The sequence below is a fragment of the Pseudomonas sp. W2I6 genome (assembly GCF_030815935.1).
GTDB lineage: Bacteria > Pseudomonadota > Gammaproteobacteria > Pseudomonadales > Pseudomonadaceae > Aquipseudomonas.
This window is the reverse complement of record NZ_JAUSXJ010000001.1, coordinates 1,946,272-1,963,365: the sequence shown is the minus strand read 5'-3', so window position 1 is coordinate 1,963,365 and position 17,094 is coordinate 1,946,272. Positions and strand designations below refer to the sequence as shown.

Sequence of the window (17,094 nt, the reverse complement as noted above, 5' to 3'; positions counted from 1 at the left end):
CGCAAGACCTAGCCTGGAGCCCGCCTGATGCGCTTTACCCTTGCCCTTTTACTGGCCGCCCTCACCCTGGGGGCGACTTGCCAGGCCGCCGACCTGCAGCCCCTGCGAGTGGCCAACCAGAAATCCACCATCAAGGCGCTGCTGGAAGTCGCCGGCGAAACCCGGGATGTGCCCTACGAAATCCAGTGGTCCGAGTTCCCCGCCGCCGCACCGCTGGGCGAAGCCCTCAACGCCGGAGCCGTGGACATCGGCGCGCTGGGGGACGCGCCCTACGTGTTCGCCCTCGGTGCCGGAGCACCGCTGAAGGTGGTGAGCATCATCCACGCCGAAGGCCGCAACACTACCGCGCTGATTGTTCCGAAAGATTCCCCGATCCACGATCTTGCCGACCTCAAGGGCAAGCGCATCGTCACCACCCGCGGCTCCATCGGGCACTTCCTGGCGATCAAGGCGCTGCGCAGCGCCGGCCTTTCCACCCACGACGTGCAGTTCATCTTCCTGCTGCCCAGCGAGTCACGGCTGGTGCTGGATAACGGCACCGCCGATGCCTGGTCGACCTGGGACCCCTACACCACCGTGGTCACCAGCCAGAGCCAGGCAAGGGTCCTTGCCAGCGGCAACAACCTGCTGAGCAATCACCTGTACCTCGCCGCCACCAGCAAGGCGATTGCCGACAAGCGCGTGCAGCTGGACGACTTCGTGGCCCGGGTCGACCGCGCCTACCGCTGGAGCAACGATCACCCGCAGGCGTTCGCCGCCGCCATGGCCAAAATCACCGGCTTGCCGCTGGAGGTGCACGTAGCCGTGGCCAACGCCACCCATATGCAACCGGTGGCGATTGACGACTCGGTGATCAGCGGCCTGCAAACCACCGCCGACATCTATCAGGACGAAGGCCTGCTGACCAAACACATCGACGTCTCCCAAGGCTTCGACAAAAGCTTCAACGCCAAACGTGCCCCGCTTACCCAGGCTTCCCGCTAAAAGGAGAGAGAACATGAGCAAACGCCAACTGAAACTCGGTGCCATGGTGCACGGCGTCGGTCACGGCTGGGGCGAATGGCGCCACCCGCAGGCGCAGCCCAATGCCAGCGTCAACTTCGGGTTCTACAAGCATCAGACGCAACTGGCCGAAGGCGCGAAGTTCGACTTCGTGTTCATCGCCGACAGCCTGCATATCCATGAAAAATCCAGCCCGCACTACCTCAACCGTTTTGAGCCACTGACCATTCTTTCGGCCCTGGCCGCCCTGACCTCGAACATCGGCCTGGTGGCAACCGTCACCGTGAGCTACACCGAACCATTCCAGGTGGCACGCCAGTTCGCCTCCCTGGACCACATCAGCGGCGGCCGCGCCGGCTGGAACGTGGTGACTTCGTGGCTCAGCGGCACCGCCGACAACTTCGGCAAGGCCGAGCACCCGCCCCACGCCGTGCGCTACCGCATCGCCAGGGAGCACGTGAATGTGGTCAAGGGCCTGTGGGATTCCTGGGAAGACGATGCCTTTGCGTACAACAAGCAAAGCGGCGAATTTTTCACCCCTGGCAAGCTGCATGCACTGGAACACAAAGGCGAGTTTTTCTCGGTCAAGGGCCCGCTGAATATCGCCCGCTCGCGCCAGGGCCAGCCGGTGATTTTCCAGGCGGGCACTTCCGAGGACGGGCGCAATTTTGCCGCCGAAAACAGCGACGCGATTTTTGTCCATGCCGAGACCTTCGACGAAGCCAAGGCCTACGCCCAGGACTTGAAGAAACGCGCCCGCAGTTTTGGCCGTGATGCTGACCAGTTGTCGATCCTGCCGGGCATCCGGCCGATTGTTGGCCGCGACGAAGCCGAGGTGGAAAGCCGCTATCAGCAAGCTGTGGAGCTGGTGACCGTCGAGGACGCAATCGTCGCCCTGGGCCGCCCGTTCAACGACCACGATTTCAGCAAGTACCCGCTGGACGAACCCTTCCCGGAACTCGGCGACCTGGGCTCCAACAGCCAGAAAGGCGGCTCCGACCGCATCAAGCAACTGGCCCGCGATGAACGCCTGACCCTGCGGGAAGTGGCCCTGCGGTTCTCCCGGCCCAAGCGCGATTTTGTCGGTACCCCGGAGCAGGTCGCCGACGCGATCCAGACCTGGTTCGAAGCCGGCGCGGCCGACGGCTTCATCATCAATTCACTGCTGCCGGACGGCTTGCAGTACTTCACCGAGCTGGTAGTGCCGGTGCTGCAACAACGCGGGCTGTTGCGCAGCGAATACAGCGGCGCCACCCTGCGGGAAAACCTTGGCCTGGACGTGCCGGCGAACCGCTACAGCACCCCGTTCGAAACTCAACCAACGCAGATCGCCATCTGACCAGGGCACGACCATGACGAACACGATCAAACACGGACAGTTCAATCGTCGCGGCTTCCTGGGTGCCAGTTCGATTGCCCTTGGCGCCCTGGGCCTCGCCTCGCTGGTGCCCCGGGCTTTCGCTGCACCTGCGAAGCTCTCGGACCTGACCCTGGCCGTCGCCACCTACCGTGGCCAGGACTCGTATTTCACCGACGACGCCGGCACTTCCAACACGCCCTATAAAGTCGACTACGCCGAGTTCGCCGGCGGCAACCTGATCGTCGAAGCGCTGGCCTCCGGCAGCCTGGACATTGGCGGCATGAGCGAGATCCCGCCGATCTTCTCGATCCAGAGCCACCGCGAGCCGAAGCTGATTGCGGTGCTGCAAGGTGACGTGAATAACCAGGTGATCCTGATTCCCAAGGAGTCGAAAATTGAATCCATCGCCCAGTTGAAAGGCAAGCGTGTGGGCTATGTGCGCTCCACCACCTCGCACTACTTCTTGATCAAGGCCTTGAAGGAGCAAGGGCTGACCTTCAACGACATCACCCCCGTGGCACTCACGCCACAGGACGGTTTCAGCGCGTTCCAGAGTGGCCAACTGGACGCCTGGGTGATCTATGGGGTGTTTATCCAGCTGGCGAAATTCCGCAGCGGCGCCCGGGTATTGAAAACCGCCCTCGGCTACCTCTCCGGCAACTACCTGATCGGCGCCCGCCCCGCCGCCCTGGAAGACCCACTGCGCAAACAGGCGATCCAGGATTACTTGCAGCGCCAGGCGCGCACGCTGGAATGGATGAACAACAACCCTGAGCCGTGGGCTGAAAAATCGGCGAAGTTGCTCGGTGTGGACAAGGCCGTGTTCCTCGACGTGTACAACAACCGCAGCCAGCCCTACAGCGTGATCGAGGTGAACGACCAGGCCATCGCTTCGCAGCAGGAAGTGGCGGACCTGTTCTTCAATGCCGGGGTATTGAACGAGCGGCTGGATGTCAGCCCGTTGTGGGACCGGCAGTTCAAGTTGCTGCCGATATAACCCGCCTTCGAAAACGCCGAATAACCCATGTGGGAGCGGGCTTGCTCGCGAAAGCGGTGGATCAGCCAACGGATGTGCAACCCGACACACCGCTTTCGCGAGCAAGCCCGCTCCCACATTTTGAACGAGTACACCCATCATGAGCCTTTCTTCTCAACCGTCACTGCGCTCCGTGGAAGTGGCCAATTTCGAAGCCTTGCTGGAACGCCTCAGCGCCCAGCTCGCCGCCACTGCACACATCGTTGATGAAAGCGGCACCTTCCCCCACGACAACTTCAAGCTGCTGCACGAACACGGCCTTGTCGCCCTGACCGTGCCCAAGGCCCTCGGCGGTGGCGGTGCCAACCTGAGCCAGGCGCGCAAGGCCATCAGCGCAATTGCCAAGGGCGAGCCGTCCACCGCGTTGATCCTGGTGATGCAGTACCTGCAACACACGCGCCTGCAAGACAGCAAAACCTGGCCGCCCGCCCTGCGCACCCAGGTCGCCGAAGACGCTGTGCGCAATGGGGCGTTGATCAATGCCCTGCGCGTCGAACCCGATCTCGGCACCCCGGCCCGTGGCGGCCTGCCCGCGACCATCGCCCGGCGTACCGCCGCCGGCTGGCGCATCAGCGGGCGCAAGATCTACTCCACCGGCAGCCATGGCCTGAGCTGGTTCAGCGTGTGGGCCCGCAGCAGCGATGAAGACCCGTTGGTAGGCGCCTGGCTGGTGCCCAGGGACAGCCCCGGCATCAGCATCATCGACACCTGGGACCACCTCGGCATGCGCGCCACCTGCAGCCATGAAGTGGTGTTCGACAACGTGCTGGTGCCGCTGGACCACGCGGTCAGCGTCAGCCCCTGGAGCGCACCGCAGGCGGAACTGGACGGTGACGGGTTCCTGTGGATGTCGGTACTGCTCTCATCGGTGTACGACGCCGTGGCCCAGGCCGCGCGCGACTGGCTGGTGGACTGGCTGGAACAACGCAAGCCGTCCAACCTCGGCGCCGCGCTGTCGACCTTGCCGCGCTTTCAGGAGACCGTCGGGCATATCGACACTCTGCTGTTTGCCAACCGCAGCCTGCTGGATGCCGCCGCCGACGGGCACACCCCGACGGCCCACGCCGCACAGATCAAATACCTGGTGACCGGCAACGCGATCCGTGCCGTCGAGTTGGCCATCGAGGCGTCCGGCAATCCCGGCCTGTCCCGACACAGCCCACTGCAGCGGCATTACCGCGACGTGCTGTGCAGCCGCGTGCATACCCCGCAGAACGACGCGGTGCTGCAAGGCGTCGGCAAGGCCGTCTTCGCTCAACGACACAAGGAACGCCCATGAGCCAGGTGATTATCGCCAGCCAGCTGGACGAAGATTTCAATCAAGTCATCCGCCAGCGCCTGGCCCTCACGCACCCCGGTGCTGAGGTGATCAGCGTGCCGGCCGGTGTGCCCAGCGACTTGCCGGCCCAGGCCAATATCCTGCTGGCCCGGCCGATCAATGTGCGCGGCTACACCGCGCCGGACACACCGCCCCCGGGTTGGCCGTACGGCGTGCAGTGGATCCAGGTGGTGTCGTCGGGCATCGACTTCTATCCCAGGTGGCTGTTCAACGGGCCGCCGGTGAGCACCTCACGGGGCAGCGCCGCCGAAAACCTCGCCGAGTTCGCCCTCGCGGCAATCTTCGCGGCGGCCAAGCATTTGCCGGATATTTGGGTAAAGGATGCCCAGTGGCAGTTCACCCCGTTGCGCCCGCTCAAGGGCACCACCCTGGGGATTCTCGGGTTTGGCGCGATTGGCCGCAGCCTGGCGCAGAAGGCTCATGGGTTGGGGATCAAGGTGGTGGCATTACGCCAAAGTGACACGCCGTTTGACGTGGAGGGTGTGGACGCGGCGCGGGATATCCATGACCTGTTTGCGCGTTCCGATCACCTGGTGCTGGCAGCGCCACTGACCGAGGCCACACGGCATATCGTCGATCGGGAGGCGCTGGCGAATGCCAAGCCAGGGTTGCACCTCATCAATATTGCCCGGGGAGGATTGGTGGATCATGAGGCGCTGCTGGAGGCGCTGGACAGCGGCCATATCGGGCTGGCTTCGCTGGATGTGACCGAGCCCGAGCCATTGCCGGACGGGCATGCGTTGTATGGGCATCCGAGGGTCAGGGTGTCGCCGCATACGTCGGCGATTTCGACCAATAGCCGGCATGATATTGCGGACAGTTTCCTGGGCAATCTGGAAAGGTATCTGAGTGATCGGCCGCTGGAAAACCTCGCTGATACCCAACGCGGTTACTAAACCCAACAGAGATCAAAATGTGGGAGCTGGCTTGCCTGCGATAGCAATGGATCAGTCGATATCAATGTGACTGACCTACCGCTATCGCGAGCAAGCCCGCTCCCACATTTGTTTTTTGTCGGCCGAAAAATATCATCAGCCTTACGCATCACATTCAAACCAATACATACCTATTTTTTATAATTAACTTATAACTAATCGGACTTTTACGCCCGGCGTTTATACAAATACTGTTACATCCAGTACCGACCCCTGACCAGGTGGAGGCCCAATTTTGCCTAAACCGTCAACCACCTCAGGGGTCCATCATGAGTCCTACCGCCGTACCCAATCGCCTGGCACTGGCCATCTCCCTCGCCCTGTTCGGCCTCGCCGTTCACGCCGACGACACCGCCCTGCCGGTGGTCAACGTCACTGCCGAGCACCGCAGCGAAGACCTGCAAAAAACCCCGCTGGCGATTTCCGCGTTTGATGAAAAGGCCCTGGAAGACAAGCAGATCAACAGCGTGCGCGACCTCTCGGGCCAGGTGCCGAACCTGACACTCAGCCGCCAGTCGATCTCCTACAGCGCGCAGACCTACGGCATTCGCGGTATCGGTGAAACCGACCCGATCCAGGAAGCCGCCGTCGCCGTGTATGCCGATGACCTGTACATCCCGCGTGCGATTTCGTCGATGCTCGACTTCAACGATGTGGAGCGTGTCGAAGTGCTGCGCGGGCCCCAGGGCACCCTGTACGGACGCAACAGCAGCGCCGGCGCGATCCGCGTGATCACCCGCGATCCGACCCAGGAAACCCGTGGTTTTGTAGAGCTGGGCGCCGGCAACTACGATGCGCAGAACGCACGCCTGCTGATCAGCGGCCCGCTGGTGGACAACGCGCTGTTCGGCAGTTTCTCGGCGATCCGCCTGAGCCGCGACGGCACCGTCTCCGACCCCACCCGGGGCAAGGATGTAAACAACGTCGACATCCAGTCCTATCGCGGCAAGCTGCGCTACAAGCCGGTGGATTCGCCGTGGGATGTGCAACTGACCCTGGCCGGTACCTTCGACCGGGGCGACACCACCAGCTACACGCCTTTCGACGCCAACGGGCATTTCGACAAATTCAAGAGCTACAGCAGTCTCGACCCGAAAAACCGCCTGGACCAGGGCAGCTCGGTACTGCGGGCGATTTACGCGATCAATGACAACCTGAACTTCAAGTCGGTGACCGCCTACTCGGCGTTCCATCAACCGGTGGACTACGACAACTCAGGGCAAGCCGCGCTGATCCAGAACAACCTGATCCTGTACAAGCAGAACTATGCGACCCAGGAGTTCCAGCTCAACGGCGACTACGACGATTTCAGCTTCAGCACCGGGGTGTACCTGTACCGCGAGAAGTTCGACGCCGACCGCGACAACCTTACCTATTCCATCGCCCGCAATCGGGTGATCGGCCAGGGCCAATACAGCACCACCAACACCGAAAGCTATGCGCTGTATGGCCAGGGCACCTACAAGCTGACGCAACAACTGTCGCTGATCGCCGGCCTGCGCTTTACCCGCGAGCACAAGAATTTCGACTTCACCAACTACGCGATCAACACCGACCGGCAAATCACCGGCACCAACTTCACCGCCGAGTCGAGCAAATCCTGGCAGTCCACCAGCCCGAAGATCGGCTTCGAATACGCCTGGACCCCGCACCTGAACCAATACGCCTACGTCGCCAAGGGTTTCAAGGCCGGTGGCTACGACAACCGCGCCCCCACCCAGGCCGCCGCCGAACAGGCGTTCTCCCCGGAAGACGTGACCACCTGGGAAACCGGGGTCAAGGGCGACTTCTTCGACCAGCGCCTGCGGGCCAACGTCGCGCTGTTCTACAACGACTACAAAGACCTGCAAACCAACGCCTATGACCCGGCGCTGGGGGTGAGCCTGCGCACCAACGTCGGCCGTGCCCACACCTACGGCGTGGAGCTGGAAACCCTCACCGCCCTGAGCCGCGACCTGCAACTGACCGCCAACGTCGGCTACCTGCAAAGCAAGTACGACGACTTCCAGAACGCCAGCGGTGCCGGGGTGGATGCCAACGGCAAGCAATTGGTGTTCTCGCCACGCTGGAACGCGAGCGTTGGCCTGAACTACACCATCCCGGCCGGGCTGCCGGGCACCTGGCTGGCAGGCACCGATGCGCAGTTCCAGACCAAGTCCTACGCCAACGCATTGAACGACGACATCCAGGAAATCCCGCAACAGACCTTCTGGAACGCCAACACCCGCTACATCAGCGGCGACGGCCACTGGACCACCACCCTGGCGGTGAAAAACCTGCTGGACCGCGCCTACCCGCAGTCGGTGGGCTACGTGCCCTCCAGCGGCGCCCGCTACTACTCGGTCAACGACCCGCGAACCCTGTTGCTGACCGTGCGCTACGACCTCTGACAAACCGCTATCTCAAGGAGCGAATCATGGCTTTTACCCGCAGGGAACTGATTTCCCGTATTGCCGCCGTGGGCGGTTATTCCGCCGCTGTCAGCGCATTGGGCGCGCTGGGGCTGACGCCTCAGGCGGTGGCATCGAGCTTTACCCCGCTGCAATTGGGCAGCACCGGCAAAGGCAAGCAGGTGGTGGTGGTCGGCGCCGGGATCTCCGGGCTGGTCAGCGCCTATGAGCTGCGCAAGGCCGGGTTCAACGTGACGATCCTGGAAGCCCGCGACCGGGTGGGTGGACGCAACTGGACCCTGCGCCGAGGCACCAAGGTCGATTTCGACGACGGCGTCAGCCAGACCGTCGACTTTGATGACGGGCAGTTTTTCAACGCCGGCCCCGCGCGTATTCCCAGCCACCACCAGACGATCCTCGGCTACTGCCGCGAGCTGGGCGTGGAGTTGCAAGTACTGGTCAACAGCAGCCGCAACGCCCTGGCCCGGCCGGATACGCAGCGACCGGCATTCCAGCTGCGCCAGGCGGTCAACGACACCCGCGGCCAACTCTCGGAACTGCTGGCCCGCACGGTCAGCCGCAAGGCGTTGGACCAGGACCTGAGCGTGGATGACCGCAAGGCGCTGCTGAGTTTCCTCAAGGTGTACGGCGACCTCAACGGCGACCTGCAATACAAGGGTTCGGTGCGCTCCGGCTACACCCGCGTGCCCGGCGCCGGCGACCAGACCGGCGTGACCCGCGCGCCGCTGGAGCTGCAGACCTTGCTCAATCCCAAGCTGTGGGGCGCGCTTGTGTTCGATGAAATCCCGGAGTTTTCCTCCACCATGTTCCAGCCGGTGGGCGGCATGGACCGTATTCCGTATGCCTTCTACGAGCATCTGAAAGATGCGGTGCGCTTCAACGCCGAAGTCAGCGATATCCAGACCTCGGAGCAAGGCAGCCGGATCACCTACCGCGACCGTATCAGCGGCAAGACCCAGGTGCTGAGTGCCGACTACGCGATTGTCACCGTGCCCTTGCCGCTGCTGGCCAAGCTGCCAACCAACTTCACGGCACCCTTCAAGCAGGCGATCCAGACCGCGCAAAGCGACCAGGCCAACAAGGTGGCCTGGCAGGCGCCGCGCTTCTGGGAAACCGACTTCAACATCTACGGCGGCCTGTCGTACCTCGACCATGAAGTCAAAGGCCTGTGGTACCCCAGCGACCGCCTCAACAGCGCCCAGGGGATTCTGGTGGCGGCCTACAACACCAGTGAATCGGCCCAGACCTTCAGCCAGAAATCCCTGGCCGAACAGTTCGCCTCCTCACGCCAGGCGGTGGAGCTGTTGCACCCCGGCCACAGCGCCAAGCTGCAAAAACCGGTGGCGATCAACTGGTCGAAAGTCAGCTACAGCAAGGGCCCGTGGATCGTCAACGACGAGGTCGGCGAAAGCGCCTACCGCCTGCTCAACGAGCCCCAGGGCCGCACGTACCTGGCCAGCGACGCCCTCGCCCACGGCGGCGTCGGCATCTGGCAGAACAGCGCCGCCGATTCGGCGCGGCGCATCGTCTCGCTGATCGGCCGGCATGCCGAACGCCAGCAACCGGGCGTCGCCGCCTGACTTTTCTCTCTCAAGGAATGAACCGATGAAGACGCTTTTTGCAGGACTGCTGATGACCGCCACCACCCTTGCCGCCCACGCCGATGAGATCAAGCGCGTGCCGCTGCCGAACTCGAATTTCCCTATCTCGTTGGCGGTGTCGGTACCGCCGCAGACCGAGCTGCTGTTTGTGAGTGGGTTGTTGGCCGACCTGCATGACCCCAAGGCGCCGAAAGACTCGTTTGCCGCCTATGGCGACACGGCCATCCAGACCACGTCGATCCTCAACAAGCTCAAGGGTGTGCTGCAAGGCCAGGGCCTGGATTTGGGAGATGTGGTGCAGCTGCGGATATTCCTGGTGGGCGATCCAGCCAAGGGCGGCAAGCTCGACTTTGCCGGGTTGCAGGAAGGCTACACGCCGTTTTTCGGCAGTGCCGAGCAGCCGAAAAAACCGGCGCGCACCGCGGTGCAAGTCGTCGCGCTGCCATTGCCCGGCGGGCTGGTAGAAATCGAAGCGGTTGCCGCGCGCAAACGCTGACAGGGACATCACTCGAGACCAAGGAGCTCCACTCTCATGCGAAAATTCAACTGGCTGACGGCACCTTTGTGGCGAGGGAGCTTGCTCCCGCTGGGGCGCGTAGCGGCCCTGAAGCCTGACTCCGCAATTTCCTCGGAAGACCGTATTGGGGCTGCTACGCAGCCCAGCGGGAGCAAGCTCCCTCGCCACAGCAAGCTCCCTCACCACAGCAAGCTCCCTGGCCACAGCAAGCTCGCTCATCGTAAAAGGCTACATCGGTACAATCATCTGAAACTCCTGCCGCTCTCGCTGGCGTGCGGCCTGGCGTCCTTCGGCGTCGAATCTGCCGAAGACCGCTCCCCCACCCTCGACACCGTGGTGGTCACCGGCAACCGTGGCGCCGAACAACGCACCGTCACCACCAGCCCCACGCCGATTGATGTGATCAGCGGCGAACAGCTGCGGGCCGTGGGCAAGCCGAGTTTGCTGGAGGCATTGGGCAAGCTCATCCCCTCCTTCAACCTGCCCGACCGCGCCGGCTGGGATGCCAGCGGCGTGGTGCGTTCGGCCACCTTGCGCGGCCTCACCGCCTCTCACGTACTGGTGCTGGTCAACGGCAAACGCCGGCATACCAGCGCCACCCTGAACATCAACGGCATCAACAGCGGCGCGGCCCCCAGCGACCTCGACCTGATCCCGGTGGCTGCCATCGACCATGTGGAGGTGCTGCGAGACGGTGCGGCGGCGCAGTACGGCTCGGATGCGATTTCCGGGGTGATCAACATCATCCTCAAACAGACCACCGGCGGCAGTTCCGACACCACCCTGGGGCAGAACTACGACGGCAAGCGCGGCACCGGCCAGGAGGCGCTGAACTATGGCTTCCAGGTGGGTGAAGCCGGGGTGCTCAACGTGTCCCTCGACACCCGCTACCAGGAGCGCGACAACAAGGCCGGCAGCAACGGCTACAGCAGCCATTACTACCCGCTGGCGGACGGTTCCCCCGACCCGCGCGAAGCCACCTCCAGCCACCACACCTACAAAGGCTACGGCTCGCCCCGCAGCCAGCTGGGCGATGTGGCGTACAACCTCGACCTGCCGCTGAACGACAACCTGACGCTGTACTCGTTTTCCACCCTGGCCACCCGGGAGAACAACGACGGCCAGAACTTCCGCCTGCCCAACGGCCGCAACACCATCACCACCGGGCCCAATGGGTACCCCGACGGCTACAGCCCGTACTGGCTGGTCAACGAGACCGACTTCCAATCGGCCTTCGGTGCCAAGGGCAATGATCTTGGCGGTGGCTGGGGTTGGGACCTGAGCAGCACCTACGGGCGCAACTACGCCAAGCAGCGCACCTACGACAACCAGAACCCGTCCCTGGGCGAAAGCACACCGAACAAGTTCACCTCCGGGATCTACATCGCCGACCAGCTCACCACCAACCTCGACCTGAAAAACACCTACGAGATCGGCCTGGCCAAGCCGCTGGACGTGGCGTTCGGCCTGGAGCACCGGCGCGAAAGCTACGAGACCCGCGCCGGCTCCGAGGCTTCCTATATCGATGGCGGCTACGTGTTCCCGGCAGGCCATCCGCGTGCCGGGCAGCGTCCCGATCCGGGGGCCCAGGTCACCAACGGCATCCGTCCGGAAGACGCGCAGAAGGTCAGCCGCAACAGCGTCGCCAGCTATGTCGACCTCGGGTTCTACCCCACCGAGCAGTGGTACGTCGGCGTGGCCGGACGCTACGAACATTACAACGAAGGCGTCGGCGGTACCCGCAGCGGCAAGCTCAGCACGCGGTATGCGTTCAACCCGGTGTTCGCCCTGCGCGGCACCGTGAGCAACGGCTTTCGCGCACCGTCCCTGGCCAACGAGATCTTCACCGCACGCTCCACCGGGTTCGACACCATCAATGGCGTGTACCAGTCGTATAACTACGTGATCCTGCCGGTGGATTCCGACGGCGCCCAGGCATTGGGTGCCAAGTCACTGAAGCCGGAGCGCTCGACCAACTTCAGCCTCGGTTTCGCCGTGACCCCAAGCGATGACTTGAGCCTCACGGTGGACGGCTACGTGATCAACCTGCGGGACCGCCTGGTGCTCAGCGAACGCTTCCAGGGCCCGGGCATTGCCTCCCTGCTGGACAGCATCGGCGTACCGGCCACGGCGGGCGCGCAGTACTTCACCAACGGCGCCAACACCCGCACCTCCGGGGTGGACGTGGTGGGCAACTACCGGCAGAACCTCGACCGCTACGGCTCGGTGAAATGGACGGCGGCGCTGAACTACAACCACACGCAGATCCTCAGCGTCAACGACACCCCGGCGCAGCTCGCCGCCCTGGGCAACTTCCAGTTGATGGGTCGCCAGTCACGGGCACTGATCACCAAGACCTCACCCAGCAGCAAGATGATCTTCTCCGCCGACTGGGCGATCCACGACTTCGACGTCAACCTGCGCCTGACTCGCTACGGCACCTACACCGAGGTCAACAGCTCCAGCGACGCGAGCCTGGACCGCACGTATTCGGCCAAATGGATCACTGACCTCGACGTGGCCTACGCGATCAGCAAACAGCTGACGGTGGCCGTAGGTGCGCAGAACCTGTTCGACAAATACCCGGATCACATCGGCGTGAAGAACTCGTCGTTCGGCGATAACTGGGGCAGCTATTCGCCGTTCGGGTTTACCGGCGGGTATTACTACAGCCGGGTGCAGTACGCGTTCTGATTCAACAACCGCCGGCCAGGCGTTCACGCAGGAACTCGATCAACGCCTGCACCGGGCGCGAGCTCTGGCGGTGCTGGGGGTAAACGGCGGAAAGGGTCAGGGGTTCGGGCGCGCAGTCATCCAGCAGCGTCACCAGGCGGCCGTCCTGCAAGGCTTGGGCAACGATAAAATGGGGTAGGTAGGTGATGCCCAACCCGGCCACGGCGGCATCCCGCAGTAGCTCACCGTTGTTGACCCGCATGCGCCCGCTGACGTTGCGGGTGTGGGGTTTGCCATCGACCTTGAAGTGCCATTGCACCTGGCGACCATGGCCGTAAGGCAGGCATGCGTGATCGGCCAGGTCATCGGGACTCTGCGGCGTGCCGTGGCGGGCCAGGTAGTCGGGACTGGCGCAGTAGACGCGCTGCACACTGGCGATGCGTCGGGCGATCAGGGTCGAATCCTCGAGGGTGCCGATGCGCAGCACCAGGTCGTAGCCCTCGCTGATGAGGTCTACCGGGCGGTCGCTGAGGTCCACTTCCACGGTGACGTGAGGGTGGCGTTGCAGGAACAGCGGCAACAGGCAACCCAGGTGCGCCATGGCAAACGACAAAGGCGCGCTCAGGCGAATGGTGCCTCGGGGCTCGGTGTTTTGCCCGGCGATGCCCTGCTCCACTTGCTCGACTTCACTGAGCAGGCGCAGGGCGGATTCGTAGTAACTCTGGCCCAGCGGCGTGACGTCCAGGCGGCGGGTGGAGCGGTTGAGCAGGCGTACGCCGAGGCGCTCTTCCAGCTGGATCAGGCGGCGGCTGACAAACTGCTTGGACAGGCCAAGATGCTCGGCGGCAGCGGTGAAACTGCCGGATTCCATGACCTGGCAAAACAGGCGCATGTCTTCGAAGGGGTTCATTGTCGCTTCTCGGTGGACGCTGGGCTGTTTTATAGCCGGTCAGTCGCCACACCACAAATCAAAATGTGGGAGCGGGCTTGCTCGCGAAGGCGGTGGGTCAGTCGGTACATGTATTGACTGGCACACCGCCTTCGCGAGCAAGCCCGCTCCCACATTGGATTACCTGCATATCAGAGAGCGGTTTATTTGGCCGTCAGCGCCGAGTAGCTGTTCATCAAATTGCGATAGTTGGGAATACGCGGCGACAGCAGATTCGCCAGGCCTTCCATGTCGTTGCGCCAGTCCACCTGCAGCTCGCAGGCCACCGAGAACCAGTTCACCAGTTGTGCACCGGCCGCCGTCATGCGTGCCCACGCCGCCTGTTGCACGGTCTCATTGAAGGTGCCCGAAGCATCGGTGACCACAAACACTTCAAACCCTTCAGCCAGGGCCGACAGCGTCGGGAAGGTTACGCACACGTCGGTCACCACACCGGCAATGATCAGTTGCTTGCGGCCGGTGGCTTTCACTGCCTTGACGAAATCTTCGTTGTCCCATGCGTTGATCTGGCCAGGGCGCGGGATGTACGGCGCGTCCGGGAACAGTTCTTTCAGCTCCGGCACCATCGGGCCGTTGGGGCCGCTTTCGAAACTGGTGGTGAGGATAGTCGGCAGCTTGAAGAACTTGGCCAGGTCCGCCAGGGCCAGGACGTTGTTCTTGAACTCGTTGGGCGAGAAGTCCTGCACCAGGGAAATCAGGCCGGTCTGGTGATCCACCAGCAGGACCACGGCGTCATCTTTGTTCAGGCGTTTGTAAGTCATGGGAATACTCCTTTGAGGTTAGATTCAGAAGGCAAAACACGAGCAGCCAAACGCGCCCCAGAAACCCTGGAAGTCGCTGACCGGCACGTTCGAGAGACGCGCCCGTTCATGGCTATGGGCATGCACGCCACAGGGGCCGCTGCATTGGTGCACCTGGGCTTGCAGCGCTGAGGCCGGGCGCCAGTGGCCCGGGACCTTGACCACCGGCGACCAGTCCGGCAGCACCGGCACGCTGGGTGGTGCGAAATCTTCAAAGTCGCCGGCGCCGTACACCACCTTGCCGCCGACCACGGTGAGTACCGATTCGATCCACTTGATGGCCTCCTCATCGACACTGAAGAAGTCCGCCGACAGTGCCGCCACGTCCGCCAGTTGGCCGACCTTGATCTGGCCCTTCTTGCCCTGCTCGGAGGAGAACCAGGCGCTGCCGTGGGTGAACAGTTCCAGGGCCGTCAGCCGGGGCAGCCCCTCGGCGTGCAGTTCCAGCCCGCCGACGGTGCGGCCGCTGACCATCCAGTACAGCGAGGTCCAGGGGTTGTAGCTCGACACCCGGGTGGCGTCGGTGCCAGCGCCCACCGGCACGCCTTCGGCGAGCATGCGTTTGATCGGCGGCGTGGCCTCGGCGGCCTTGGCGCCGTAGCGCTCCACAAAGTACTCACCCTGGAACGCCATGCGGTCCTGGATCGCGATGCCGCCGCCCAGCGCCCGCACGCGCTCGATGTTCTGCGGGGTGATGGTTTCGGCGTGGTCGAAGAACCATGGCAAGCCGTTGAACGGGATGTCGCGGTTGACCTTCTCGAACACGTCGAGCATCCGCGAGATCGATTCGTTGTAAGTGGCGTGCAGGCGGAACGGCCAGCGCTGTTCCACCAGGTGGCGCACCACCGGCTCCAGTTCCTGCTCCATGGTCAGCGGCAGGTCTGGGCGTGGTTCGAGGAAGTCTTCGAAGTCGGCCGCCGAGAACACCAGCATTTCGCCCGCGCCGTTGTGGCGCAGGTAGTCGTCGCCCTGATGCAAGGTCACGCTGCCGGTCCAGTTCTTGAAGTCGCTGAGTTCTTCCTTGGGCTTCTGGGTGAACAGGTTGTACGCGATGCGCACGGTCAGTTGCTGGTCCTTGGCCAACTGTTCGATCACCGCGTAATCGTCGGGGTAGTTCTGGAAACCACCGCCGGCGTCGATGGCACTGGTCAGGCCCAGGCGGTTGAGTTCGCGCATGAACTGGCGGGTGGAATTCACCTGGTATTCCAGGGGCAGTTTCGGGCCCTTGGCCAGGGTCGCGTAGAGAATCATCGCGTTGGGCCGCGCCACCAGCATGCCGGTGGGGTTGCCGTTGTGGTCGCGCACGATCTCGCCGCCGGGCGGGTTCGGTGTGTCCTTGGTGTAGCCAGCCACGCGCAGGGCCGCGCGGTTGAGCAAGGCACGGTCATACAGGTGCAGCACGAACACCGGCGTGTCGGGGGCGGCCTGGTTGAGCTCGTCGAGGGTGGGCATGCGTTTTTCGGCGAACTGGAATTCGTTCCAGCCGCCCACCACCCTCACCCACTGCGGCGTGGGCGTGCGGTCAGCCTGATCCTTGAGCATGCGCAGGGCATCGACCAGGGACGGCACGCCTTCCCAGCGCAGTTCGAGGTTGTAGTTCAGGCCGCCACGGATCAGGTGCAGGTGCGAGTCGTTGAGGCCAGGGATGACGGTGCGACCCTTGAGGTCGATGACCTGGGTACCACTGCCGCGCAGGGCCATGGCTTCGCCGTCGGTGCCCACCGCGACGAAGCGTCCCTGGTGGATCGCAACTGCCGTGGCGCGGGGATTTTCACGGTCCACGGTGTGGAACTGGCCATTGAACAGAATCAGGTCGGCGTTCATAGGGTTTCCTTTACAGAGGCTTCAAGCCAGGGCGCGAACAGGCGGGTGGCCGCCGGCATCAGCAGGTAAACCACCAGTACAACGATGGTCAGGGTGACCAGGAAGGTGGCGACGATGTAGTTGGACAGGAACGGGTGCAGCCGCAGTACCGGGCCCCAGATGATCGGCACCAGCAAGGTCAGCGGTAGGATCACCAGCAGCGTGACCACTGCCTGTTTCCAGCGCGGCGGCTTGGCGGCAGCATCGGCCAGGGGCGAGAACCAGAACTCGTTGACCGCGCCGATTTCGGTCTGGTCGCCGTCGGCGAGCATCGGTGCGGCTTGGTTGATCAGCTCCAGGCGCTGCGGCGAATCGAGCCAGCGCTCCAGGTCTTCGGTGGAGCGGTAACGCAGCACGCAGGTGAACAACGCAAGGCCGCCCTGCTTGCTGCGCACAACGTCAACGCCGAGGTGGCCGGGACGCTCACCGGCAATACGCACGATGCGTCGCAGCCAGGCTTCGTAGTCGGCTTCAAGCCCGGGTTTTATGCGGTGCTTGACCACCAGGGTCACGACCTCGTCCGGCCCGCCTTGTGCTGTTGAGTCCATCGTGCCCTTCCCCTGGATGCTTGAACGTTCGCGCTAGTGTGCGACGGCCCGATCCAGAAA

At 63.4% G+C, this 17,094-nt stretch carries 13 protein-coding genes; 9 read left to right on the top strand and 4 right to left on the bottom strand.

Features of this window, described 5'->3' with window-relative positions; translation table 11 throughout:
* Positions 1-27 precede the first annotated feature (27 nt).
* From QF039_RS09290 to QF039_RS09250, 9 genes are all read left to right on the top strand, one after another.
* A complete protein-coding gene (locus QF039_RS09290; protein WP_003211301.1) occupies positions 28-984 on the top strand; it encodes an ABC transporter substrate-binding protein in 957 nt (318 codons plus the stop codon).
* Between the two features lie 13 nt (positions 985-997).
* On the top strand, positions 998-2,341 hold the full coding sequence (locus tag QF039_RS09285) for an LLM class flavin-dependent oxidoreductase (protein ID WP_008434605.1): 1,344 nt from the start codon (positions 998-1,000) through the stop codon (positions 2,339-2,341).
* Positions 2,342-2,354: 13 nt separating this feature from the next.
* On the top strand, positions 2,355-3,359 hold the full coding sequence (locus QF039_RS09280; RefSeq protein ID WP_003211303.1) for an ABC transporter substrate-binding protein: 1,005 nt from the start codon (positions 2,355-2,357) through the stop codon (positions 3,357-3,359).
* Positions 3,360-3,498: 139 nt separating this feature from the next.
* Positions 3,499-4,677 (top strand): acyl-CoA dehydrogenase family protein, encoded by a 1,179-nt coding sequence (locus QF039_RS09275; protein ID WP_177028405.1) that lies wholly within the window; start codon positions 3,499-3,501, stop codon positions 4,675-4,677.
* Entirely contained in the window at positions 4,674-5,633 is a 960-nt protein-coding gene (locus QF039_RS09270; protein WP_177008637.1) for a D-isomer specific 2-hydroxyacid dehydrogenase family protein, read from the top strand. The genes QF039_RS09275 and QF039_RS09270 overlap by 4 nt, the downstream gene beginning before the upstream one ends.
* Positions 5,634-5,941: 308 nt before the next feature.
* On the top strand, positions 5,942-8,062 hold the full coding sequence (locus QF039_RS09265) for a TonB-dependent receptor (RefSeq protein ID WP_087694856.1): 2,121 nt from the start codon (positions 5,942-5,944) through the stop codon (positions 8,060-8,062).
* Between the two features lie 26 nt (positions 8,063-8,088).
* Complete coding sequence (locus QF039_RS09260) at positions 8,089-9,663, top strand: FAD-dependent oxidoreductase (protein ID WP_307517615.1); 1,575 nt, start codon at positions 8,089-8,091, stop codon at positions 9,661-9,663.
* Between the two features lie 25 nt (positions 9,664-9,688).
* Positions 9,689-10,180, top strand: coding sequence for a RidA family protein (locus QF039_RS09255; protein ID WP_003211308.1), 492 nt, complete (start codon positions 9,689-9,691; stop codon positions 10,178-10,180).
* Positions 10,181-10,216: 36 nt separating this feature from the next.
* On the top strand, positions 10,217-12,895 hold the full coding sequence (locus QF039_RS09250; RefSeq protein WP_307517612.1) for a TonB-dependent siderophore receptor: 2,679 nt from the start codon (positions 10,217-10,219) through the stop codon (positions 12,893-12,895).
* A 1-nt stretch (position 12,896) separates the two neighbouring features.
* On the opposite strand, the gene QF039_RS09245 is transcribed toward QF039_RS09250, so the two are convergent.
* The 4 genes from QF039_RS09245 to QF039_RS09230 all read right to left on the bottom strand — a co-directional run bounded on the left by QF039_RS09245 (position 12,897) and on the right by QF039_RS09230 (position 17,034).
* On the bottom strand, positions 12,897-13,784 hold the full coding sequence (locus QF039_RS09245; protein WP_102368803.1) for a LysR family transcriptional regulator: 888 nt from the start codon (positions 13,782-13,784) through the stop codon (positions 12,897-12,899).
* Between the two features lie 182 nt (positions 13,785-13,966).
* Positions 13,967-14,590: an isochorismate family cysteine hydrolase YcaC gene (gene ycaC / locus QF039_RS09240; RefSeq protein WP_161635723.1), complete on the bottom strand. Its 624-nt coding sequence runs from the start codon at positions 14,588-14,590 to the stop codon at positions 13,967-13,969.
* 18 nt (positions 14,591-14,608) lie between these two features.
* Positions 14,609-16,447, bottom strand: a complete 1,839-nt coding sequence (locus QF039_RS09235) for an amidohydrolase (RefSeq protein WP_307517610.1) — start codon at positions 16,445-16,447, stop codon at positions 14,609-14,611.
* Entirely contained in the window at positions 16,444-17,034 is a 591-nt protein-coding gene (locus tag QF039_RS09230) for an antibiotic biosynthesis monooxygenase (RefSeq protein WP_307517608.1), read from the bottom strand. Before QF039_RS09230 ends, QF039_RS09235 begins: the two co-directional genes overlap by 4 nt.
* Positions 17,035-17,094: the final 60 nt, after the last annotated feature.